19 protein-coding genes are annotated in these 20,831 nt (G+C 72.6%); 1 reads left to right on the forward strand and 18 read right to left on the reverse strand.

Going from position 1 to position 20,831, the window contains the following annotated elements; translation table 11 throughout:
* The 4 genes from ACIP5O_RS11170 to ACIP5O_RS11185 all read right to left on the reverse strand — a co-directional run.
* A partial coding sequence (locus tag ACIP5O_RS11170) for a DUF2637 domain-containing protein (protein WP_401291938.1) occupies window positions 1-700 on the reverse strand: 700 nt, incomplete at its 3' end.
* 99 nt (window positions 701-799) lie between these two features.
* Window positions 800-1,414: a WhiB family transcriptional regulator gene (locus tag ACIP5O_RS11175; protein WP_401291334.1), complete on the reverse strand. Its 615-nt coding sequence runs from the start codon at window positions 1,412-1,414 to the stop codon at window positions 800-802.
* Between the two features lie 113 nt (window positions 1,415-1,527).
* On the reverse strand, window positions 1,528-2,289 hold the full coding sequence (locus ACIP5O_RS11180; RefSeq protein WP_401291941.1) for an ATP-binding protein: 762 nt from the start codon (window positions 2,287-2,289) through the stop codon (window positions 1,528-1,530).
* Entirely contained in the window at window positions 2,289-3,374 is a 1,086-nt protein-coding gene (locus tag ACIP5O_RS11185; RefSeq protein WP_401291336.1) for a hypothetical protein, read from the reverse strand. The genes ACIP5O_RS11180 and ACIP5O_RS11185 overlap by 1 nt, the downstream gene beginning before the upstream one ends.
* A 1,019-nt stretch (window positions 3,375-4,393) precedes the next feature.
* On the opposite strand from ACIP5O_RS11185, the gene ACIP5O_RS11190 reads away from it, so the two are divergent.
* Complete coding sequence (locus tag ACIP5O_RS11190; RefSeq protein ID WP_401291338.1) at window positions 4,394-5,797, forward strand: helix-turn-helix transcriptional regulator; 1,404 nt, start codon at window positions 4,394-4,396, stop codon at window positions 5,795-5,797.
* Window positions 5,798-5,876: 79 nt separating this feature from the next.
* On the opposite strand, the gene ACIP5O_RS11195 is transcribed toward ACIP5O_RS11190, so the two are convergent.
* The 14 genes from ACIP5O_RS11195 to ACIP5O_RS11260 all read right to left on the reverse strand — a co-directional run bounded on the left by ACIP5O_RS11195 (window position 5,877) and on the right by ACIP5O_RS11260 (window position 20,696).
* A complete protein-coding gene (locus ACIP5O_RS11195; protein WP_401291341.1) occupies window positions 5,877-6,506 on the reverse strand; it encodes a response regulator transcription factor in 630 nt (209 codons plus the stop codon).
* Between the two features lie 39 nt (window positions 6,507-6,545).
* A complete protein-coding gene (locus ACIP5O_RS11200; RefSeq protein ID WP_401291344.1) occupies window positions 6,546-8,138 on the reverse strand; it encodes a glycosyltransferase family 4 protein in 1,593 nt (530 codons plus the stop codon).
* A gap of 140 nt (window positions 8,139-8,278) precedes the next feature.
* Complete coding sequence (locus ACIP5O_RS11205; RefSeq protein ID WP_401291345.1) at window positions 8,279-9,277, reverse strand: phosphotransferase family protein; 999 nt, start codon at window positions 9,275-9,277, stop codon at window positions 8,279-8,281.
* Between the two features lie 58 nt (window positions 9,278-9,335).
* On the reverse strand, window positions 9,336-9,995 hold the full coding sequence (locus tag ACIP5O_RS11210; RefSeq protein WP_401291347.1) for a PIG-L deacetylase family protein: 660 nt from the start codon (window positions 9,993-9,995) through the stop codon (window positions 9,336-9,338).
* On the reverse strand, window positions 9,992-11,296 hold the full coding sequence (locus tag ACIP5O_RS11215) for a hypothetical protein (RefSeq protein ID WP_401291350.1): 1,305 nt from the start codon (window positions 11,294-11,296) through the stop codon (window positions 9,992-9,994). The genes ACIP5O_RS11210 and ACIP5O_RS11215 overlap by 4 nt, the downstream gene beginning before the upstream one ends.
* Window positions 11,293-12,309, reverse strand: coding sequence for a phosphotransferase family protein (locus ACIP5O_RS11220; RefSeq protein ID WP_401291352.1), 1,017 nt, complete (start codon window positions 12,307-12,309; stop codon window positions 11,293-11,295). The genes ACIP5O_RS11215 and ACIP5O_RS11220 overlap by 4 nt, the downstream gene beginning before the upstream one ends.
* Window positions 12,306-13,844 (reverse strand): Gfo/Idh/MocA family protein, encoded by a 1,539-nt coding sequence (locus ACIP5O_RS11225; protein WP_401291354.1) that lies wholly within the window; start codon window positions 13,842-13,844, stop codon window positions 12,306-12,308. The genes ACIP5O_RS11220 and ACIP5O_RS11225 overlap by 4 nt, the downstream gene beginning before the upstream one ends.
* Window positions 13,841-14,929, reverse strand: a complete 1,089-nt coding sequence (locus tag ACIP5O_RS11230) for an LLM class flavin-dependent oxidoreductase (protein ID WP_401291944.1) — start codon at window positions 14,927-14,929, stop codon at window positions 13,841-13,843. Before ACIP5O_RS11230 ends, ACIP5O_RS11225 begins: the two co-directional genes overlap by 4 nt.
* Window positions 14,930-15,011: 82 nt before the next feature.
* The gene (locus tag ACIP5O_RS11235) at window positions 15,012-16,046 is read right to left on the reverse strand and encodes an Ldh family oxidoreductase (RefSeq protein ID WP_401291357.1); all 1,035 of its coding nucleotides are present in this window, start codon (window positions 16,044-16,046) and stop codon (window positions 15,012-15,014) included.
* A gap of 37 nt (window positions 16,047-16,083) precedes the next feature.
* A complete protein-coding gene (locus tag ACIP5O_RS11240) occupies window positions 16,084-16,917 on the reverse strand; it encodes a hypothetical protein (protein WP_401291358.1) in 834 nt (277 codons plus the stop codon).
* A gap of 90 nt (window positions 16,918-17,007) precedes the next feature.
* The gene (locus ACIP5O_RS11245; RefSeq protein ID WP_401291361.1) at window positions 17,008-17,907 is read right to left on the reverse strand and encodes an aminoglycoside phosphotransferase family protein; all 900 of its coding nucleotides are present in this window, start codon (window positions 17,905-17,907) and stop codon (window positions 17,008-17,010) included.
* A 117-nt stretch (window positions 17,908-18,024) separates the two neighbouring features.
* A complete protein-coding gene (gene eis, locus ACIP5O_RS11250; RefSeq protein ID WP_401291363.1) occupies window positions 18,025-19,200 on the reverse strand; it encodes an enhanced intracellular survival protein Eis in 1,176 nt (391 codons plus the stop codon).
* Between the two features lie 18 nt (window positions 19,201-19,218).
* Entirely contained in the window at window positions 19,219-19,767 is a 549-nt protein-coding gene (locus tag ACIP5O_RS11255; RefSeq protein ID WP_401291365.1) for a MaoC family dehydratase, read from the reverse strand.
* Window positions 19,767-20,696, reverse strand: coding sequence for an HpcH/HpaI aldolase/citrate lyase family protein (locus ACIP5O_RS11260; protein ID WP_401291368.1), 930 nt, complete (start codon window positions 20,694-20,696; stop codon window positions 19,767-19,769). Before ACIP5O_RS11260 ends, ACIP5O_RS11255 begins: the two co-directional genes overlap by 1 nt.
* Window positions 20,697-20,831: the final 135 nt, after the last annotated feature.

The raw sequence follows: 20,831 nt of genomic DNA on the forward strand, positions 1-20,831 counted from the left end.
GTTCGGGGTCCGGGTTCGGGCGGTGGTCCGGGGCTGGTCCGGGTTCCGGGGTCGGTCCGGGTTCGGTCTCCGGTCCGGGTTCGGGGTCCGGGTTCGGGCGGTGGTCCGGGGCTGGTCCGGGTTCCGGGGTCGGTCCGGGTTCGGCTTCCGGTCCGGGTTCGGGGTCCGGGTTCGGGCGGTGGTCCGGGGCTGGTCCGGGTTCCGGGGTCGGTCCGGGTTCGGTCTCCGGTCCGGGTTCGGGGTCCGGGTTCGAGATCGGTCCAGTCCCAGAGGCCCAGCCCGGTGGCCGGTCTTCGGAGATTCGGACCTTCTCCTCGTGTGGCAGGGGGCGGGCGACGCGCTGGTGGATCTGCCGCATCAGCACCCCGAAGGCGAGCATGCTGGCCGTGGGCGGGACTGCGGCGACGACGTAGTCCAGGTGCGGCACCGGGCCGGGGGTCGCACCGCTGACGCCGAGGACGTTGAGGGCGATCGATCCGATGGATCCGGTGGCGGTCACACCGATCGCCCACCAGTCCGTCCGCCGGCGTAGGCCCGCGCGGAACATCAGCAGCTCACCCGCCACGATGAAGGCGTCGAGGGTGGCCGGCCAGGCCCACTGCCGGATGGGCGAGCTGTCGAGGCCGTGCCGTGCGGCGACTTCCGCCAGGTGAGCGTAGGAGAGCCAGAAGCCGGACCCTGTCAGCACCGCGATCACCATTACGGCTGCGGTCAGGGCGTATCGGTCCGCGGTCTCCTCGGTCAACAGGTACCTTCCGTTCGGCGTGGGTGGAGGCGAGTGGGCTGGGGCTGAGGCGGCTCATGCCGCCTTCCGCAGGGCGTCGATCAGGTCGTCCGTCTGGGCCTGCCGGGGGACGGGGCAGAACGTTTCTTCCGTGGCGTCGGCCTCGTCGTCGTCCGTGTCCGCCGGTGTCCAGTAGCGGTCGCGGTCCGTGATGGCGTGGCCGGCGTCTCGCAGAAGGTCGCGGGCATGGTCGAGGTCGACGGCGAGGACGTAGGAGAGGCGCTCGGGGGTCCACTTGCGGACGTAGGCGTGGCGGGCGACGGCGTCTCGCTCGGCGGCGGTGAGGAACACGTCCCGGCCCATGATCGCGGCGCGCACTCGGGCGTAGTCGAGGCGCTTGGCGACCTTGGCGTGCCAGGGTCGGCGCTCGTCTCGGGTCAGTCCGCCCCACATGCCCCAGCGGATGTCGTTGTCGAGGGCGTGGGTGAAGCAGTCCTGGCGCACGGGGCACGTGTGGCAGATCGACTTCGCTTCGGCGATGTCGGAGAGGGCGCGCGGCGCCGAGAAGAACAGCCGGTCGGCGTCGTCGGCTTCCAGGTTCCGGCAGGCTCCGCGGGCGTGCCAGGAGATGTCGGCGATGCCTCGTACGGGCGGGGTCGGGCTGCTGGCGTTGGTGGTGATGTGGCGCATGGGTGTCTCCAGGGGATGCCGCCGGGCAGGCAGGAGCGGCGCGGCACGCGAAGGTGGTGGTCGGCGCGCGGCTGGGGCGGGCGGCGAGAAGCAGGTGAGAGGTTTCGTGGCCGTCAGGCGGCGGCGCGGAAGCGGCGGTCGGGGCCGCCGAGGTGGACCGGGGTGCACATGCCGGACAGGCGGGAGAGGACGCGGTCGCCGATCTTGTCCCGCAGGACGGGCTGGCGGGGGTCCATGTGCTCGGTGCGGACCGGCGGCAGGTTGGTCGTGATGATCGTCGGCCGGCGGTGCTCCGAGCGCCAGTTGAGCAGGCGGAAGGTGATCTCCTCCGTCCACTCGCTGCTCTTGGCGGCGCCGAGGTCGTCCAGGAGCAGCAGCGGCACGCGGACGATCTGGCGCAGCAGGTACTCGGGATCGAGTCCGTTCCGGGCCCGCATCGCGCCGTAGAGGTCCGCCGCCGTCGTCGCCTGCCACCGAACCCCGCACCCCGCGGCGGTCAGCGCGCGGATCGCCCCGTACGCCTCGTGGGTCTTGCCGGCGCCCGTGGGCCCCCATAGCAGCAGGCTGCGGCCGTGGGTGATCTCCCTCTGGCCGGTCCGGCCGACGTGGGGCGCGAGGGCGTTGGCGGCGTGGCCGACCGCCGCGTCGGCGATGGAGCGTACCCAGCGGGCGACGTCCGGATGCTCGGTCTGAGCGGCGCGGTACTCGTACGGGATGCGCTCCTGGGCGGCTTCCTGGGCCGGGTTCGGCTCCGGGCGGTCGGCGAGCGGCGCAGTGGCGTTCGGGTCGATGCCCCGCTCGGCGAGCTTGCGCTGCATCCAGGCCATCGCCGGGTTGTCGGCGGCCGTCTGAGGGTCGTCGAGGCGAGAGCGGATCACAGGGCGACTCCGAAGGTCCCGGTCGGGGCGGTGGGGTTGAGGTACGGGGTGTAGGCGGGGGAGGCGGCGGCCCAGAGGCCCGCGCCGGAGGCGGAGGACGGGCCGGCCGGGGAGGTAGGCGCCGAGTTGATCACCTCGTTGACGAGGCTCGGCAGGACGCTCGGGTGCAGGCCCTTGGCCCGCAGGCGGTCGAGCGCGGGACGCAGCGCGTCGGGCTCGAAGCCCTCGTCCAGCAGCTGGCGGATCTCCTTGCCCAGGTGCCCGAGGAACGTCTTCGGCGGACGGCGGGTGCACCCACGGATGTACTCCGCCATCACCCGCTTTGCCGACCACTCGCCCGCCTCGGCGGACTCCAGCACCTGAGCCGAGGAGGGGACCGGCGCGGGCGCCTCGTGCCCCCTACGGGAAGATCCAGGATCCAAGATCCTAGATCCAGTACCGGAACCCTCAGTGAATGTGGCCTCCGTCACGCCTTCGGATCCGGTCGCATCGCTCTGACCTGTGGCTTTTCCGGATCCCTGCCAGAAGGCAGGCCCTTCGGGCGAAGTGGCCTCCATCACGCGGGAGGCTGAGCGTGTGACGGGCGCCTCGTCGGCGCCTGGGGGCGGCGGATCAGCCAACATGAGGTCTTCGTGAGGGCTCACGGAGGCGGGCGCCGCCAGGTCGCCCTCGTGGCTGCCGAGGTGGCCCTGTGCGGGGCACGCGCGGGTGCCGCATTCGCCGCACGGCTTCTTGGCCTCGTGGAGGGGGCAGCGCGGCAGGCGGGATACCGAAGGGCGGTTGATCTTCTGGTGGCGGTCCCACGTGACGATGTGCAGCCACGTTTTTCCGTCGCAGCCGGTGTAACGGCAGATCAGGCCACGCTCGGCCAGCTGCTCCAGGTCCTGGGCGACGTGCGCCGGGGTGTGATCGGGGCGCAGGGCCCACAGCCGCCCGGCGATCACGGCTGGCAGGTCGCGGTGCCGGCCCGCGTCATCGGCCTGGGTGAGCAGGCCGATGAAGGTCAGTACGGCTGTCACGGTGACGGAGGCGAGATCCTCCGACTCCCACGTCTCCGGCTTGATCGTGCGGATGCGGGCCATCAGACCTCACCGCCGCGCCGGCGCGCCGGACGGTCAGTGACAGCCGTGGGCTCCACGGGCCCGGTCCGAGAGGACGGGGTTCCGCGCAGGGCCGTGCTCATGCAAGACTCTCCTTGTAGTACAAGCCGCTCCGGTGTTGCCCCGTAGGAAGGGCCGGTGCGGTGGTGACGGGTCGCCTGTCCGCCGTTGGCTCGGCGGGAAGGTAGGACTCTTCGCATTCCGGCGCCCGGGAGTTGGCTCTCCTGGGCGCCGCGGCGTTTCTAGGTGCTTGCTCGGATTTCCGTATCGCTTTCGTCGGTCGCCGGGCTGCCCGGCGGGGGACGACGAACATACGTAGAGGGGCTCCGCAAGTCCATACTTTGCACTAGTTTTCGTCACTGTCCGTGTGCGGTGCGGCGCCCCGAGGTAAGGGGTCGAGGGCGTAGGTGCCCGCCTGTCGCCGTCTGCCGCTCAACGAGAGTGATCTTCTTTCTCCTTGCCTCGACGGCGGGACGATCACGCCGCCGACCTGCTGATGTTCAGGATTTAAGCCCGCCTTGGATTCGTCGTCAACGCCATCTTGAGACGCGTTTACGCGCGTAGAAAGGGGAGCTGGCGGGGGATTGTGAAGGGCGACTTGGTTCCCAACTTCCCTTTCCTTCAAGGGGGATCAGGGGGAGATGGCTGCTGACAGGTGATCGTGAAGGGGTCGTGAAGGCGCCGAGAGTGCGCGGGGAGAAAAAACCGGCAATTAATTGCCGGTTTCGGAACCGGTAAATCCTTGCCGGTTTATTGTCCGATTCGAGCGGATCGTGTCCCTATTGCCCCGGGGCTCTTACTTACGCGAGCGTAGGGAAGTGTGGGGCGCGTCACCCTGTGGAAGTAGGTGATCCTGGCCACCGAAAATGATCTCGTACTCTGGAGTAGAGGCAGGGGAGGGCCAGCGTGTATTGCGCAAGGTCCCCCCTCTTTTTGTTGCCTCCGCTCGGGGAAGGTAGCCCTCAATGCGAGGGGAAGCACACGATGATCGAGGAGAGCGGATGGGCGCGACTGAGCCCCTCCACCCGGGCCCCGGGAGCGGCGGGGAAGGCGCGGAGCGGACGGCTGGCAGGGAGCGCGAAGGGCAGGAGACCCCGTGGGCCGGACAGGTCATGGGCTTCGCCGGCCAGCTCAAGACCTGGCGCAAGGCGGCCGGGCACCGTCGAGGGCGGAGGGTGACCCAAGAGGAGTGCGCGACCGCGGTCGGCAGGTCGGAGAGGTGGTGGCGAGCCCTCGAACGCGGCGACGGCCGCAATCGCCTCGACCGCACCCAGTGCGACAGTCTCGCGGAACTGCTCCAGCTGGATCGGGATGAGTACATCGCCCTGCTGCTCTACAACAACCTGACCATTGCGGCTGCCGACAGCGGGGCCACCGTGGATCCGCGAGTTCGCAGTGGCCTGCGCCTGCTGATCGACAAGCAGATGCCGGCTCCCACCTACCTGTGCGATGCCCACTGGAACATCATCGGATTCAACCCGGCGATGGCGCAGTGGTGGCCCTGGGTCCTTGAGCCCGGAGCCAATCTCATGAGGTGGGCGCTCACCTCAGGCGAGGCGCGCGTTCAGTATCACGACTGGGAACGTCATGCTCGCGAGTACGTCCGCATGCTGAAGTTCGCCCTCGCCCGCGGGAGCGACTCGGCCGAACTGATTGAACTGATCGGCGACGTCTGCAAGGACGAGGATGTACGGGGTATCTGGGAGGCGACGAACGAGCTGACGGAGAATCGGGACGGGCATATCTTCCGGATGTCGATTCCGGCGATGGACTGGGAGCCGATCGACGTCGTCTCCCACGTCTTGTATCCGGCAGCACTTCCCGACTGTCGCATGGTCGTGATCACTTGGTGGACAAACGAGGACGGCGAGGAAGAGGCGCGCGACGTGGATACCGCATTCGGCACCGCAGGGGAAGAACTCCAGGTTCAGCAGCCGGCCCCGCCGGCTGCCGCAGCCCGGCGCCGGATCGCCCACGCGATCACCGGTCGGATATCTGTTCCCACGGCAGAGGAAGCAGCCGCACTGGCCGGCGCCGACGCCGTCCCCCTCCCGGTGCTCAGCCGGCTCATGGGCGAGGGGTGCCAGCTCACCCTGTCCCCCTCTGCCCAGTCGGTCATCTGGGCGGTGGCGGAGGAGGACGGAGCCTGGAGCGTCTCGGAGGTCTCGGTCTACACCGCGATCGTGAAGCTTCCTCACGCTGCCACCGAACCCGAAGCGCGGGAGGAGATGAAGATCTTGGTCAGGGCCAACCTGCCGGCCGACCCCAAGGAGGCGTCGGGGCGGATCCAGGAGCTGCTGCCCCAACTCCGGCATCGGATTCACTTCTTGGAGCAGATCGGGCGAGACCTGTACGAGCAGGACCCGACACTCCCGTACATCTGGGATCCGACCGACGAAATCTGATCGGGACCCCTCCACAGCCGTGCCGGGCAGCCCCTCCTGCCGGGGCTGGCCGGCGGCGTCCCTCCAGCAGCCAGTCTGGTTATATGAGGCCCTGCCGCATCGCGTACGCCACCGCGTGCGACCGGTTGCGGAGTTGCAGCCGGGTGATGACGGCGTGCAGCACGTTCTTGATGGTGCGTTCGGAGTACGAGAGCTTCGCGGCGATGTCCGCCGTGTCGTACCCTTCCGCGACCAGGCGCAGCACGTCCACCTCGCGCGCCGCGAGGCCGGTGAAGTGCAGTCCGCGCGGGCCGAGGACCTGCCCCTGGAGCCGGCCGACCTCCTCCAGGAGACGTCCCACCAGGTCGGAGGGGAGGTGCCCGGCGCCCTTCGCGACCGTGCCGATGACGTGCACCAGGTGCTCGGGGGTCGCCTCCGCGCGCCGGATCACCCCGGCGACCCCGCACTCCGCCGCGCTCACCAGCTTCTGTTCGTCGATGTCGATCGTCACGAGGACGGGGCGGGCCGTGCTGGTGCGGTTGATGTGCCGCAGCAGCCGCAGCACGTCCTCGTCGACCGTGTCCACCACGAGCACGACGACCTCGGGCGCGGGGTCGGCGGTCTCGCTCCACTCCACCAGGCTGATCTCGGGGCGCGTCCGCAACTGGCTCGTCACTCCCGCCTGCGAGATCGGGTCCTGAGCGTGCACCGCCGTGACTGTTCTCTTCATGGTCATGAATCTGCCTAGAAGGTCGGCAAGCTGACGTTGCTACCGAACGAGGGGCAGAGTCGGGCGAGTCGTGCTCTCTGGTCTGTCGGCGAGGGCGCGGTCGTAGATTTCGAAGTAGCGGGGCGTGATGGACTGCCAGGAGTAGTGCTCGTGCGTGGTCCGACGGGCTGCCTCCCCGCGGCGGGCAAGTTCTGCGGGGTTGCCGAGTGCCTCTTCGATGGCGGCGACGAGGCCGGCGAGATCGCCCGGGGCAGGGAGCCAGCCGGTCGCTCGGGGGCCGCTGGTGGTGACGTAGCCGAGGGGGCCGCCGCTGGCGGAGGCGATGACGGGAGTGCCCGAAGCCATCGCTTCGAGGTAAACGAGGCCGAAGGGCTCGTCGACCGAGGGGGCGGTGAAGAGGTCGGAGCAGCGGAGGCCGTCGACGAGGTCGCTGTAGGGGCGCCAGCCGGCGAAGAAGACGTCGTCGGTGATGCCCAGGTCGAGGGCGAGGGTGTAGGGGTGGATGCCCTCCCATTCGCCGGGATGGCCTCCCAGGATCAGCAGGGCGGGACGGACCTGTGCGCGGTCGCGCAGGGCGGCCATGGCCTGCAGCAGGAGGTTGAGGTGTTTGAAGGCCAGGAAGCGGCCTACCCACAGAAGGAGCGGGCGCCGGCGGCCCTGGCCGTCGTGGAGGATGCGGCGGACGTCGGCGGCGGTGTACCGAATGCTGCCGGGCTCTTTCCCGTCTGCCCAGCCCTGCGGGTCGTCGACGAGCCACCGCGTGAGGATCTTGTGGCGGTCGGAGTCGCCGAAGGGCCCAGCCGAGGCGAAGCGGTCGGTGTCGACGCCGTTGGGCACGATGTCGATCAGGCTGTCGGGAACCCCTGCCAACGACTGGGCCAGGGCGTGATCTTGCTCGGATATGGCCACGATTCGGGCGCTGGCGCGGGCGTAGCTGCGTAGGCGGTCCACCCAGTGCCTGGCGTGGGTCCACATGTGCCAGCGGTCGGTGAGCAGGACCTCGGCCTCGTCGGGGCCAGGGGCGTACGCGCTCTGGCTGATGCGCCGGAGGATGGAGCGGGGGGTTGCACGGTACTGCCGGCCGAGCTCGGCGACGGACAGGCCGAGGGCGTCGGCCAGCCGGAGGCGGCGTTGCGCGTTGGCGAGGAACTTCAGCTCGGTGCCGTGCAGCGTGGTGACCACCGGCACGTCGTCCCTGCGGGCGATGCCGTGCAAGGGGGTGAGGTGGTGCAGGTGCAGCACCCGGGCCACTCCTGCCTGGTGGGTGGCCAGGTGGCGGAGCCAGTAGTTCTCGATGGCGTTGGCGGTGTGCGGGGCGACGGCGGCGAAGACCCGGTCGGCGACGTCGACGCGGTCCTCGTAGCTGGGGTGGAGAGGGACGGCCTGGGCGAGAGCGTCGCCGCCGTGAGCATGGGCGCGGACGGCCGGGTTGTAGTCGGAGACCGTCAGCGGCAGTCCGCCGTAGAAGGTGGGGGCGTGGGAGTACGCACCCGGTTGTCCCAAGGAGCCAGCGAAGACCCGGGCTTGGCGGTTGGCGGCGAGCGTCTGCTCGGCGAGGTTCTTGACGACAAGGGAGGATCCGCCGCGGGGGTAGAAGAGGATGCCGTGGTCCACGGCCGTATCAGTGCTCATCAGGCTGTTCTTTCGGCTGGTGGGCGGGTGCTGCTGGGGAGGGGGACAGGGGCGGCCGGCGTACGGATCGGCGGCGTGCGGCGGATCCGCCGGTACAGCCCGGCGTGGATCCGCTGAGTGAGGCGTTTGGCCGCCCAGGATCAGACCTTCAGAGGCTGTTCGGCCGAGGCGCTGACGCTCAGGCGCTCCAGTTCGAGCGGGGCGGCTTCGTCGGAGGGCTGCGCGGCTGCGGGCGCCGCCGGGCGGGCCCACTGCCACGTACGGCCGATCCACGGCTTCGGGGCAGGGACGGCGGTTCCGCGCAGGCACGCCAGGCGGTGATCCGCCTCGGCGTGGACGGCCGGGCTGACCGTGGCGTGGCGGAGGGCGAACAGGGTGGCGCACAGGGAACGGATGTCGCGGATCACGTGGTAGCCGGGCCAGGTGGTGATGTCGTGGCCGTAGACGCGGGCGAAGGCGGTGTAGTCGTCGAAGCCGGCGCCGAAGAGGTCGCGGTGCCAGGCGGCAGTGGCCTGGTCCCATTCGCGGTGGCCGATGGAGAGCCGTTCCCAGTCGATCAGGAACGTCCCGGCCGTGGTGGCGATGGTGTTGCCGGGCCCGGCGTCGCCATGGATGACGCAGCGGGGAGTCGGCCAGTCCAGGGCGAGCCACTGTTCGCGGAGCTGGGAGGCGTGGGCCGTCAGCCAGTTCCTCTCTTCGGGGGTGGCGTGAGCGGCGGCGATCTGGGCGGGGAAGCGCGCGAAGGGGTCGTGGGAGGGGAGGCGGAGATCGGCGGGGACCGGGAGGCGGTGAAGGGCCCGGAGCATCCGGGCGGCGTCCGCCGGGTTTACGGGGCCGCCGGGGCCGAGGTCGGTCCAGAAGGTGACGGGGCGTCCGGCCGCCACCACGGGTTCGGAGCGGCGGGGCAGGGGGACAGGAACGCCGTTGCCGTAGAGCCAGTAGGCGCCGTCGATCTCCTTTTGCGCGCTGAGCGTGGTGCCCGGCTGGTGGACGCGGGCGACGACGCCTTCGGGCAGGCGCCAGATGCCGTTGTCGAGGGCGCGGATTAGCCGCGGCTGTGTGGCGTCGAAGCCTGCGTGGAGGCATGCCTCCCGCAGGGCGGGGAGGGTCTCCTCGCCACTGCGCGTGAGAGCGATCATCAGGTGTGCCTTCCTGTTCATGCGGCTGGCAGGGGAGAGGGGGCGCCGGCGGTCTCGCCTACGGGCGGGAGGCGTGGACGATCTGGCGGACGGTGCGGAACATCTCGGCGCCGTGGGCGCCGTCGGGGAAGCGCTCGACGACGCGGTGGTGCACGTGCTGCCGGTAGGCCAGTTCGGTCAGCCCGCTGAAGACCTTCATGTCGAGCTGTTCCTGGGAGGAGAAGCAGGCCAGCGCTTCCTGCTTGGCGGCCAGGAGTTCGGGGGTGCCGACGAAGTAGAGGTTCGGCTCGAAGTGCCGGCTGTAGGGGGAGCGGAAGTGGACCAGGTCGGCGGCCTCGCGCATCGCCACGGTGGTGGCCTCCTCGCCGGTGACGGCGTGGTCGAGGTGCTGGTCGTCGGGGTGATGGGTGTAGACGACGTCGGGACGCTCGATCGCGAAGGTGTCGAACAAGGCCGCGTTGACGGCGCCGCGGTGGTCGGTGAGACGGGTGTCGGGGATCTGGGAGAAGGTGTAGCCGCCGATACCGAGGACCTTCGCGGCGGCCAGGCACTCGTCGCGGCGCCTCGTGGCCTCGGCCGTGCCGGGGCGTCCGGCGGTCAGGCAGTGGACTCGGACGCGGTCGCCGGCCAGGACGTGGTCGCGGATGCGCATGCCCATGGCGAGTTCGGCGTCGTCGGGGTGGGCGACGACGACCAGGACGGACCGGGAGGCGGTCAACGGGACTCCTCGTGGGGGGTGATCTGCAGGGCGCTGTGCAGACGGCGGCCGTCGAGGCCCTGCCAGCGGAAGGGCTCGTGCTCGTCGCGGGGCCAGCGCAGGTAATGGAGGCTGCCGACGGCATCCGCCGGTCCGTGCCCGTGCCGGTAGGCGATCTTGGAGGTCTGGCCGCCGTCGAGGTGGAACACCGCCGCCGGGTCGTGGCCGGCCCGCACGCACAGCTCGGCGGCTTCCTGGACGGTGACGCCCTGGAACGCGGGGGCGAGCGGTGCGCCGTCCAGGACGGTCAGGGCCAGGTGCCGGCCGTCGAGCGCGAGCAGGGTACGGGTGTAGCGGACGCCGGGGCGGAACGGGCTGGTTCCCAGGCTCTGGTCCCAGGGTGTGGTGCGGCCGGCGGCGGCGTCGGCGGCGGACGGGCCCAGGGACAGGGCGCTTTCGATGCCGGCGGTGGCGAAGGCGTCGATGGACGTGACGCGGACGGGTGCGTTCGTGACGAGGTGGGCGGGCCAGGGGTGGTGGGCGCGCAGGATGTAGGCGCCGGCGAACAGGTTGGCGCCGCCGCCGGGATGCAGGGCGGTGATCCTGGCCCCGGCGGGGGAGAGGGAAACGGTGCAGTCGAGGGCCTGCGGATCGCGGGGTGTGGTGTTGGCGGCCGGGTCGACGTCACGGCGGAAGCCCGTGCGGGGATCGTCGTGGTAGCGGATGCGGCAGTTCGCCGCACCGAACACGGTGAGGTGGCCGGCCGGGGCCGGGCTCGGCGTGGGGTCCTTCGAACCGGTCCAGGTGTGCGGGTGGCCGGCGACGGTGAGGGTGCCGGTGGCGGCCAGGGTGCGCACGAGCGGACGGCCGTGGTGGATGAGGAGAGCGGGTTTGGTGACGGTGGGCAGGCTGACGACGTCGTGGTCGCGGACGGCGAGGTCGAGGCAGGGTTCGGCGGGCTGGTAGGCGGGGTCGTCGGAGATGTAGGCGAAGGTGCCGGAGACCGCGGCGGCGACGGGGCCGGTGACGAGGCGGCGCAGGTGGAAGCCGCGCGGGCAGGAGACGGGCCGGCAGTCGGCGCGGTCGAGGTCGAGGGTGAGGGTGTAGGCGTTGGTCAGGCAGCCGCCGCCGAGGCCGATCGGTCGGGCGGTGAGGACGACGCCCGGCGCGAGAATGCGCGTCCGTGCCGGGGCGGGGCGGGCGAACGGGCTCTGGTCGCGGGCCAGCGACTGGACGCTGGGCACGTGGATGCCGCGGGCACGCAGTTCGGCGAGCGGGTCCTGCTCCGGCGTGCCGCCGGGCGGAGCGAAGGGCGCGTTCACGACGTCACCGGCCCGGCGGCGGCATCCAGCAGGTCGCGGACGGTGAACGGACCGGCATCCAGCAGGCGCCGCAGGCTGTGGCGCAGACGGCCGGCAGCGGCGGGCGGCGCGGTCGCCGGGTAGGGGACGGTGCGGGCCTCCAGCCGGTACAGCAGCACCCCGGCGGCCACCGCCGCGAGGAGGTCGTCGTCGCGCCAGGGCCGGGCGGGGCCCGGGAAGGTGTAGGCGTCGAGGAACGCGCCGGCGAGCGGGTGCAGGCGCGACGGCCGGGTGATGTGGTGCAGGACCAGGTGGGCGAGGAGGTAGCCGAGGTCGAACAGCGGCGTGCCCGTGTGCACGTTGTCGAGGTCGACGAACGCGGTCCGTCCCGCCGCCAGGCTGAGGTTCTTCGGGCAGGCGTCGCCGAGGATCAGCTGCCGGCCGGGCAGGGCGTCCAGGCGGCGGCACGCCTCGTCGAGGACGGGGTGGCCGCTGGAGCGCAGGCAGTAGCCGTAGGCGTGCTCGGCGCGGAAGAGGTCGTCGCCGTCGCCGTCACGCAGCGGCGGCAGGCCGGCGGTGGCGTGGTGGACGCGGGTCAGGGCGGTGGCCAGGCGTGTGCACTCCTCGGAGGTGGCGGCGCGCTGGTCGAGGTGCTCGCGCCAGGTCCGGCCGTCGGGGAAGACGTCGGTCATCACCATGGCGTGCGCGTCGGGCAGGAACGCCAGGACCTGCGGGAACAGGTCGGGCAGCAGGCCGTGGTGCAGCGTCAGGGCCCGGTGCTCGACCGCGATGAGCGCCGGGTCGGTCGCGATGTGCCGGATCCTGGCGAAGCGGTGGCCGCGGATCTTCACGATGACGTTGCCCGCCTCGCCGCGGACACGGAAGACGTGGGCGACGTTGCCGCCGAGGCACTCCTCGACGCTGGTGAGGCGTCCGGTGTGGGGGCGGCACGCGGCGAGGACCTGCTGCAGGTGCGGCCCGAGGACCGCTCCCAGGCCGGGCGCGATGTGGCAGGGGGCGAGGGGGAGGGTCATCGCGTGGCTCCCAGGGCGGCGAGTGCGTGCCCGGCGCGCGGGGCCGGGGCGGTGGGGCGGAAGCTGAGGACGACGGGGTCGGCGGGCCGGCCGGTCGCGGTCCAGCGGCGGGACATCGACAGGTAGGCGCCTGCCATCAGCCGGGCCGGGCGCCGGTGGTCGGCCAGGTCCGAGGCCAGCTCCGCGCGGGGGACGCGGCCGGCCAGGTGGGCGAGGAACTCGGTGACGGCGCAGGTGCGGGCCGAGCGCTGGGTCGGCAGCACCGTCCGGTCGCCGCAGTCCTCCACGAGGTCGGTGAAGCCGAGCGCGCGGTGGCGTTCCCAGCCCAGCCCCAGGCGGTCGTTGCGGAAGACGTGGAGCTCGATGTGGTCCGCGCCGCCCGCCGCGTGCCGGTCGATGCCGTCCTCGTCGCCGTGGAGGGTCTGCAGGACGTGCAGATGCAGAGCCTGGAAGGGCCCTTGCTGGATGAGGTGGACCTCCTGCCCGATGCGGCCGTTGCCCTTGTAGAGGCCGCCGGCCACAGCGTGGAGGTTGCCGCGCTGGGAGAAGGTGGTGTGGGCGAGGTTGTGGCTGCCGAGCGCCATCACCCGGCCGCGGCTGCGGTAGGTGACGTTGAGGAACACATCGACCTCGCCGAATCCGGCGGTGAGCCGGTCCAGGTCCTGCTCGGTGTACGGGTTGCGGTCGGCGAAGCCGGGCAGCAGCCGTGCGTGGTCGGCGACGGTGAGCTGGGCGAGGAAGTCGGCGGGCCGGGTGCACGCGGCGTGGACCTCGATCTCGTCGATCTCCTTTCCCGGCCGCTCGCCCGCGGACAGCCACCACGGCACGGTGTCGAAGTGGTGGTAGCCGGAGTGAGCGGCCTTGCCGTACCCGCGGTCGAAGCCGTGATAGCCGAGGTCGACGAGTTCGTCCGGCAGCCGCCACTGGCCGTCGCTGTGACTGGACTGGACCGAGGTGACCGGGCAGTTCGTGGCCTCGGCCACCTCGGCGATCAGCTCCCTCACCCGGCGGAACGCGGGGTGCCAGCGGCGCTGGCTCATCACGCTGACCACCATCCGCGGATCGCGCCGCCGCGCCGCCCGGTAGGCGTCCAGCAGGGTGTCGAAGTCGTCGGCGATCGCCTGCGCGGCCACCGGGTCGGTGGACGCGCCGGGATGCACGGTCAGCGGCTTGTCGAGCAGCACCGGCAGGTCCCGCTCCATCGCCCACAGGGCGTAGGGCAGGTGTACGGACGGCTCGGTCGCCACCACGACCGCCCCGATCCGCTCCCGCTCCACCACGCCCTCCAGCACGCCCCGCACCCCGTCGGGCAGGGTCCGGCGGGAGACGGGGAAGGGCTCGACGGGAACGATGAGCATCCGCCGGGGCCGGCCCGGCGTGCCGTACTCGACCGCGGCGGCAGCCGCGTCGGGCAGGTCAATGCCGGTGACGGTGCCGGCGAGGCCCGCGTCCTGGGCGACGGCCAGCGCGGGCAGGTGGTTGAGGCGGGTGTGCGGCCCGACCCCGACGACCAGCACGTTCACGGCGCCGCTCACCGGCCCACCGCCCTGCGGCCGATGCCGGCGCCGAGCAGCGGCAGGACGCCCTCGCCGACCTCGTACGCCTCTTCCAGGTGGGGGAACCCGGAGAGGATGAACTCCGTGATGCCGAGGTCCGCGTACTCGGTGATCCGGTCGGCGACCTCACGGTGCGAACCGACCAGCGCGGTGCCGGCGCCTCCGCGCAGCAGCCCCACCCCCGCCCACACGTTCGGCCACACCTCCAGGTCGGAGGTCCGGCCGCTGTCCCGGAAGGCGGCGTGCAGGCTGCTCTGCCGGGCCTGCCCGGTGGACTGGCTGTGGGCCAAGGTGGCCTGCACCCGGGCGACGTGCTCGGGGTCGATGCCGGTCAGCAGGCGCTCGGCAGCGGCCCACGCCTGCTCGCTCGTGTCGCGGGCGACGACGTGGAACCGGATCCCGAACCGCGGCGCCCTGCGTCCGGCGTCGGTGGCCAGGGCGCGGATGCGGTCCAGTTTGGCGGCGACGTCGGCGGGCGGTTCGCCCCACGTGAGGTAGACGTCCGCGTGCCGGGCGGCGACGGGGGCGGCCTCGGCGGAGGAGCCGCCGAAGTACACGCCGGGCAGCGGGCCAGGGGGCGAGAAGACGGTGGCTCCCCGTACGTCGTAGTGCGTGCCGGTGAAGTCGAACGGCTTGCCGGACAGGGCGCCGCGCAGGACGGTCAGCCACTCGTCGGTGCGGGTGTAGCGGGCGGCCTTGTCGAGGTGGTCGCCGAAGCGGGCTTGCTCGGCCGCATCGCCGCCGGTGACGACGTTCAGCAGCAGCCGGCCCCGGGTCTGCCGCTGGAACGTCGCGGCCATCTGCGCGGCGAGCGTTGGGGATATCGAGTCCGGGCGCTGCGCGACCAGGAACTTCAGGTGCTCGGTGGCCTGGGCGAGGGCGGCGCAGGTGATCCACGGGTCCTCGTTGAACGTGCCGGCGGGGGTGAGGATCGCGTCGAACCCCATGTGCTCGGCGGCCTGCGCGATCTGGGTCATGTAGCGCAGGTCGGGGGCGCGGTGCCGGTCGGCGCCCGGGGCGGTGCCGGTGGTCGTGTCGTGGCCGGGCCCGTGGACGCCGCGCATCCCGGTGGTCAGGGTGCGGCCGTCGCTGCCGGTCGGCAGGAACCAGTGGAACTGCAAGCGGGTCAAGTCGGTCTCCTGGGGTTCAGTCGGAGGTGAAGTCGCCGGCCGCGCGGGCGGACAGGCGGGCGAGCAGCGGCCCGGGGACGGGGATGGTGCCCTTCTCGCGGGCGGCGGCTTCGAGGGCGCGGCCCTGGTCGCCGGGCACGCGCCAGGTGCCGTCGGCCGTCGCCGCGTCCCGTAGCCGGTCGGCGAGGCGCGTGTTCGCGGTGGCCGCGTCCTTGTCGGGGGCGGCGAAGGCGGGGTCGAGGGCGAGGAAGGCGTATCCGGTGGTCCAGGTGGAGTCGACGTCGTCTCCCATGGGGAAGCCGAACACGGAGCCGGTCAGGGCCTGGATGAGCAGGGACAGGGCGAGGCCGCGGTGGTCGCCGAAGACGATCGCGGAGGACGCGGCGTGGGGGTCGCGGGTGGTGCGGCCGTCGGCGTCGACGAAGCACCCTTCGGGCAGAGGCCGGCCCGAGCGGCGGTGCTCCCACAGCACGCCCATCGGCGCCAGCGTGGTGCCCATGTCCGCGCTCAGGGGCTCGCCGAGGGTGGGCAGGGCGAAGGAGAGGGGGTTGACGCCGAGGACGGGGGTGGCGCCGCCGGCCGGGACGGCTTCGGCCCGGGAGGTGTTGGCGGCGATGCCGACCAGGCCCTGTGCGGCGATGGCCTCGGTGAACGTGGACAGGACGCCGTAGCGCTGGGAGTTGATGACCCCGACCAGACCGACGCCGAGACGACGGGCCCGCTCGATGGCCGCAGTGGTCGCGAAACCGGCGCTGAGCGGTCCGATCTCACGGTGCGCGTCGATGACGGCGAACGCCCCGCGCTCGCGGACGATCTCGGGCGGGGCCTGCCGCTCGGGGAAGAACCGCGATTCGAAGGCGAACTTCGCCAGCCCGTGGGACGGTTTGCCGCGCAGTTCTCCGGTCAGGAAGTGGGCGGCCACCAGGCGGGCCGCGCTGTCGCCGACGCCCGCGGCCGTGCAGGCCCGGGCCATCAGGTCCTCGACGTAGGCGATCGGCACCTGCACGTTCGCCGGTTCGGCGGCGGGCCTGCGGACAGGGGTGTGGGACATGGTTCTCCGTTCGACGGGGCGGGAGAAGGGGAGCGGTTCAGGTGCGGGAGCGGTGCCAGGTCACGGCGGAGCGCAGCTGTCCCTCCCGCTCGGCGCGGCGAGCCGGAGGACAGGTGGCGACCTGCTCGGCCCGGCGCCGGACGAGCGCGGTGACGAAGGTGTCGGCGGCGTCGGTGGGGGCGGCGGCCCAGCCGGGCAGCGCCTGGCGGGCCCACGCCTCGGCGTCCGTCGCGGGGGTACCGGCGTCGATCAGCTGCGCGAGCAGGAACCCGGCGCTCAGCCACCCGGCTCCCCGGCCGGGCCACGCCCAGTCCAGCAGGACGGCACTGCCGCCTTGAACGAGGATGTTCCCCTCGTTCAGGTCGGTGTGCACGAGCCGGTCACCGGCCAGCAGACCGAGGTCCAGGCCCGCGCCGAGGTGCGCCCAGCGGTCCTCAACCCGAAGCGTGGCGGCGGCGGGGGCCGACAGGGCCGCGAGGCGTCGCAGGGCGCCGGCGGCGGCGTCACGGTCCGCCGAGCCCGGGGACAGGTCGGCGGCCCGGCCGGGGACGTGCTCGAACAGCAGCCACCGCCAGGCGCCGGCGATGCCGTGGTGCAGCAGCTGGGGCGCGAGCGCGCGGACGGCGGGTGCGAGGCACGCCTCGGTGTCCAGAGTGGGCGCGTGGCGGTGGAACAGTGGAGTGGCCTTGAGGAACAGCCGGCGCCCGGGGACATCCAGGGACAGGCGCAGCCAGGCGGTCCTGCCCGCGGGAGCCTCGACGGCGTTGAGGACGGGTCCGGCAGCGGACTCGACGGCGGCGCGCAGCGGCTGCGGGACGCCGCCCCACACGGCAGACGCGGCGTGAGCGGGCAGGCCGGGAACGAGATTCACCAAGCACCTCCTGATCCGGATCGCTGCGAGACAGAGGAAGAAAGAGCGCGGACCCGAACCCGGGCGGGTGCCGGGTCCGCGCGGTGCGGACTACGGCCGGGGTGCGGCCATCCGGTCCAGGACGAGGTGGCCGCGCGCCACGAGCTCATCGCGGCCCTTGGCCAGGCCGTTGCGCAGGTAGGACACGCCGAGGCGGACAGTCAGCAGACGTAGAAGGCGGTCCTCCTCGGCCGACAGCGGCCGGCCGTAGCCCGCGAAGTACGCCTCGCGCAGCTCCGGGCGGACGGACCAGACCGCGCCGCACAGCCACACGAACTCGGACGCGGCGACACCGTGCGCGGCCATCGCGAAGTCGATCAGCCCGTGACGACCGGTGGCCTCGTCGTACAGCCAGTTCCGGGTCTCGTAGTCGCCGTGCCGGTAGACCAGCGGCAGCTGCTCGGCGAGTCCGGGGAGTTCCTTCGACGCGGCCTCGACCAGGGCGAGCCGGTCGGCGGCCAGGTGCGGCGCGACCTCCTCCAGGCAGTCGGCGGCCTCTCGGGCCTTGGCCTCCATGTCGGACCGCACCACCGCCCGGTCCGCGTCCGTGCCGGGCTCGGACGCGTCGTGCCAGCGGCGCAGCAGCCGCCCGGCGTCCTCGTACAGACGCAGCTCGGCGCCGGCCTCCAGCGGCAGGTCCCGCACGACGCGGCCGGGCAGCGGCGTACTGAGGATCGCGCGCAGGCCCCGGTCGCAGGCCAGCAGCCGCGGCGTCTCCGTCTCGCTCAGGTGCGCCGCGGTGAAGGCGTATCCGGCGACTTCGCGCTCGAAGTCGAGGTCGCTGGGGCTGATCTTCACGTAGGCGTCCCGGCCGGCCGCGCTTACGCGCCACACGAGGGAGGTGCTGCGCGGCCAGGAACGGTCTTCGTCCGCGTCCAGGCCGGGCAGGTGGCCGGCGACCCAGGCGCGCAGCTCGGGCGGGAAGGGCTTGGTGGGCTTGGCGGTCGTCATGACGGTAGGTCTCCGAACGGGGGGCGGGTGGATTCGGTGGGGCCGTACACGCGGGTGTGCGGGGCGTGCGGCGGTTCCTGCCGGTTCAACGGCCGGATGCCGGGCGGGGTGCGAGGGTCAGAAGTAGTCGGCGAGCCACGGCTCCCGGTCGGCGGTGGCGGCCAGCAGGCGGGCGAGGACGGAGTCCTCTCCGCGCAGGCCCGCCATCGCGGCGGCGGCCGGACTGCGGTAGCCGCCGGCGTACCAGAGCGCGAACTGCCCCATCGTCAGGGTGACATCGGCGGTACGGCCGCGCTGCGCGCCACCGGGGGTGAGGCGGGCGCTGCCGGCGCTGATGCTCAGGGTGTGGCGGCTGAATCCGGCGCCGTCCAGGTCGGCGAGGTCGAGCACGATCTCGTCGTCCAGGTGCCCGGGCCAGCCGCGCAGCTCGACGGCACGGGCGGGGTCGAGGACGCGCAGCATCCACGGGTGCCAGGCTCTGGCCGTCGCCGTACCGACGTTCGCGAGGCGCTGCTGCAGCAGCGGGCCGGGCGGCAGGCCGGTGCGCTCGAACATCACGGTGGCGGTGCGGCCGTGATGCCGTCCGAGGAAGGCGAGCATCGCGTCGGCGGTCGGCGCGTCGGCGGCCCAGAAGTCGTGCACGACCAGCTGCCGCCCGCCCGGGGTGCGCTGCGTCGCCGTCGCCAGGACACCGCTCGCCTCCCGCCCGTGCCCGGCGAACGCGTAGGTCTCCAGGTCCGGGTGCCGCTCCTGCTGCCAGGCGCCCCACCACGGGGGTCGCTGCCACGGCCCGTTCCACCGCCCGGCCAGCCGGTCCCGCAGCTCCGCGAGCTGCGCGGTGTCGCCGTGGGTGATCTCCATCGTGTCGGCGGCGGCTTGCTTGAGGGCGGCGGTGGGCACCGTCCAGGAGAACACCTGCGCCGGGGCCTCCCAGCCCAGCCGCCGCACGTAGCCGTTGGAGGCCGTCCACAGCGTGGCGAGGACCGCGCCCTGGTCCCGCAGGGCGCGCATCCGCTCCTGAGCGAGGCGGGCGGCGAGGCGGTCGCCGCGCTCCTCTGGGGCGACGCAGCCGCAGCCCATGCTCGCGGCGGGCACCGGCCGGCCGCCGAACCACTGCGGCACGAGCATGCCCATGCCCCCGGCGACGACCCGCCCGCCGCGCACCGCCACCCGCCGGTCCGCGTACGGCCCCAGGCGGGCGATGTCGGGCACCGGCTGGCCGTAGGCGCGGCGGGCCAGAGCGTCGTACTCCTCCCACTGGGCGTCGTCGGCCGCGGTGAACTCCACGTCCATGGTGGCTCCCCTCTTCTTCTAGTAGCCGGTGGCGTCGCGGACGACGTCCGGGGCGGCGGGGACGAAGAAGGTGCGGGTGCCGGTGACGACCAGCTCGCCTCGCTGGTTGAACCCGTCGACCCGGCAGGTGACGATGCCCTGGTCGGGGCGGCTGTTCGAGCGGCGGGCGGACAGGACGGTGCTGCGCGCGGACAGGGTGTCGCCCACGTGGACGGGCACCATCCACCTGACCTCGTCCAGGGCGAGGTTGCCGGTGGTCATGCCGCTGGTCGTGCGGACCGTCATGCCGAGCACGACGTTGAGGGTGAGCATCCCGCACACCAGAACCCGAGGGTGGCCGGTGCTGTGGCAGTACTCGATGTCGGAGTGGATGGGCGCCTCGTTGCCCATCAGCGCGAGGACCTGGACGTGCTCGGCCTCGGTCACCGTCCTGGCCGGCCGGTGCTCGATGACCAGGCCGGGGACGAGGTCGTCCAGGCCCAGGCCGACGACCTCCCGGAGGCGGCCGTCCTTCACCTGGCGGAACCCGGCCGGGACGGGCAACGAGGGCTGCTGCTTCTGCATCATCAGCTCGCTTTCGTGACAGAGGTGGTGGTGACGGCGGGGCGGTGACCGGCTCGGCGGACGACGGCGAGGGCGGCCTCGACGAGCGGCGGCCCCACCATCACCCCGTCCGCCGTGGTGATGGCAGCCCCCGTATTCGCCGCCGAGGAGGCGGCGTCGAGCACCGCACGAGCGGCCTCCAGCTCGCGCGGGCTCGGAGCGAACGCCTGCGCGATGACGCTCAGCTGGCGCGGGTGGACCGCGACCTTGCCCGTGAAGCCCAGCTCGACCGCCTCCAGGGCGTCCCGCCGCAGCCCGTCGTGGTCGTCGAGGGAGAAGAAAGGGGAGTCCACGGCCGGAATCCCGGCGGCGGCGGCCTCAGTGACGAGCTGAGCGCGCGGGTACCACATCGCCCGGGACGTGAGCCGGCACCCGGCCGCCGCCGCGTAGTCGGCCGCGCCGAAGAGCACGCCCGCCAGGCCCGGGGTGCGCACGATGCCGGCCAGTCCGACGACTCCCCGCGGGGACTCGATCAGCGCCCAGACCTTCGGTGCCGCCTGCGCCCCGCGCGCGGCCTGCACGACGGCCTCGATCTCGCGGCCCGACTCCACCTTGGGGACCACGATGAGGTCCGGCCACAGCCCCTCCCCAGCCATGGCGGCAAGGTCCCGCAGACCCTCCGCGCCGCCTACCGCGTTGATCCGCACACCCAGCAGGGGCCCGCCGGACTGCCGAGTCCGGGCACCGGCGAACGGCAGCACGGCCGCCCGCGCATCCGCCTTGGACCCGGCCGGCACCGAGTCCTCCAGGTCGAGGAGCACCACCTCGGCACCGGAGCCGACAGCCGTGGCGAAACGCGCGGGCGTGATACCGGGAGTCACCAGCCAGGTCGGCCCACTGGGCCTGGCGGTGCCGGGCGGCGCGGAGTTCGCCCGATCCAACGAAGGCTGCACGTCGATCTCCTCTCGAACGGTCGACCGGCCCCGTCGCTGCCCGTACGGGCACGACGGACCGGAAGCAAGAACAGGGAATCGGGTAACGGCACCCGGACGACCGGGCATCGAACGGGGTCGGCATCGCGCTGCGCG

It is taken from the genome of Streptomyces sp. NPDC088915 (assembly GCF_044749825.1).
GTDB lineage: Bacteria > Actinomycetota > Actinomycetes > Streptomycetales > Streptomycetaceae > Streptomyces.

Bases quoted from the DNA above. Each gene is read 5' to 3' on its own strand.
- ACIP5O_RS11195 (WP_401291341.1), bottom strand. From the start codon at position 6,506: ATGAAGAGAACAGTCACGGCGGTGCACGCTCAGGACCCGATCTCGCAG.
- ACIP5O_RS11200 (WP_401291344.1), bottom strand. From the start codon at position 8,138: ATGAGCACTGATACGGCCGTGGACCACGGCATCCTCTTCTACCCCCGC.
- ACIP5O_RS11175 (WP_401291334.1), bottom strand. From the start codon at position 1,414: ATGCGCCACATCACCACCAACGCCAGCAGCCCGACCCCGCCCGTACGA.
- ACIP5O_RS11205 (WP_401291345.1), bottom strand. From the start codon at position 9,277: ATGATCGCTCTCACGCGCAGTGGCGAGGAGACCCTCCCCGCCCTGCGG.
- ACIP5O_RS11185 (WP_401291336.1), bottom strand. From the start codon at position 3,374: ATGGCCCGCATCCGCACGATCAAGCCGGAGACGTGGGAGTCGGAGGAT.
- ACIP5O_RS11255 (WP_401291365.1), bottom strand. From the start codon at position 19,767: ATGATGCAGAAGCAGCAGCCCTCGTTGCCCGTCCCGGCCGGGTTCCGC.
- ACIP5O_RS11190 (WP_401291338.1), top strand. From the start codon at position 4,394: ATGGGCGCGACTGAGCCCCTCCACCCGGGCCCCGGGAGCGGCGGGGAA.
- ACIP5O_RS11235 (WP_401291357.1), bottom strand. From the start codon at position 16,046: ATGTCCCACACCCCTGTCCGCAGGCCCGCCGCCGAACCGGCGAACGTG.
- ACIP5O_RS11220 (WP_401291352.1), bottom strand. From the start codon at position 12,309: ATGACCCTCCCCCTCGCCCCCTGCCACATCGCGCCCGGCCTGGGAGCG.
- eis (WP_401291363.1), bottom strand. From the start codon at position 19,200: ATGGACGTGGAGTTCACCGCGGCCGACGACGCCCAGTGGGAGGAGTAC.
- ACIP5O_RS11245 (WP_401291361.1), bottom strand. From the start codon at position 17,907: ATGACGACCGCCAAGCCCACCAAGCCCTTCCCGCCCGAGCTGCGCGCC.
- ACIP5O_RS11230 (WP_401291944.1), bottom strand. From the start codon at position 14,929: ATGCGCGGCGTCCACGGGCCCGGCCACGACACGACCACCGGCACCGCC.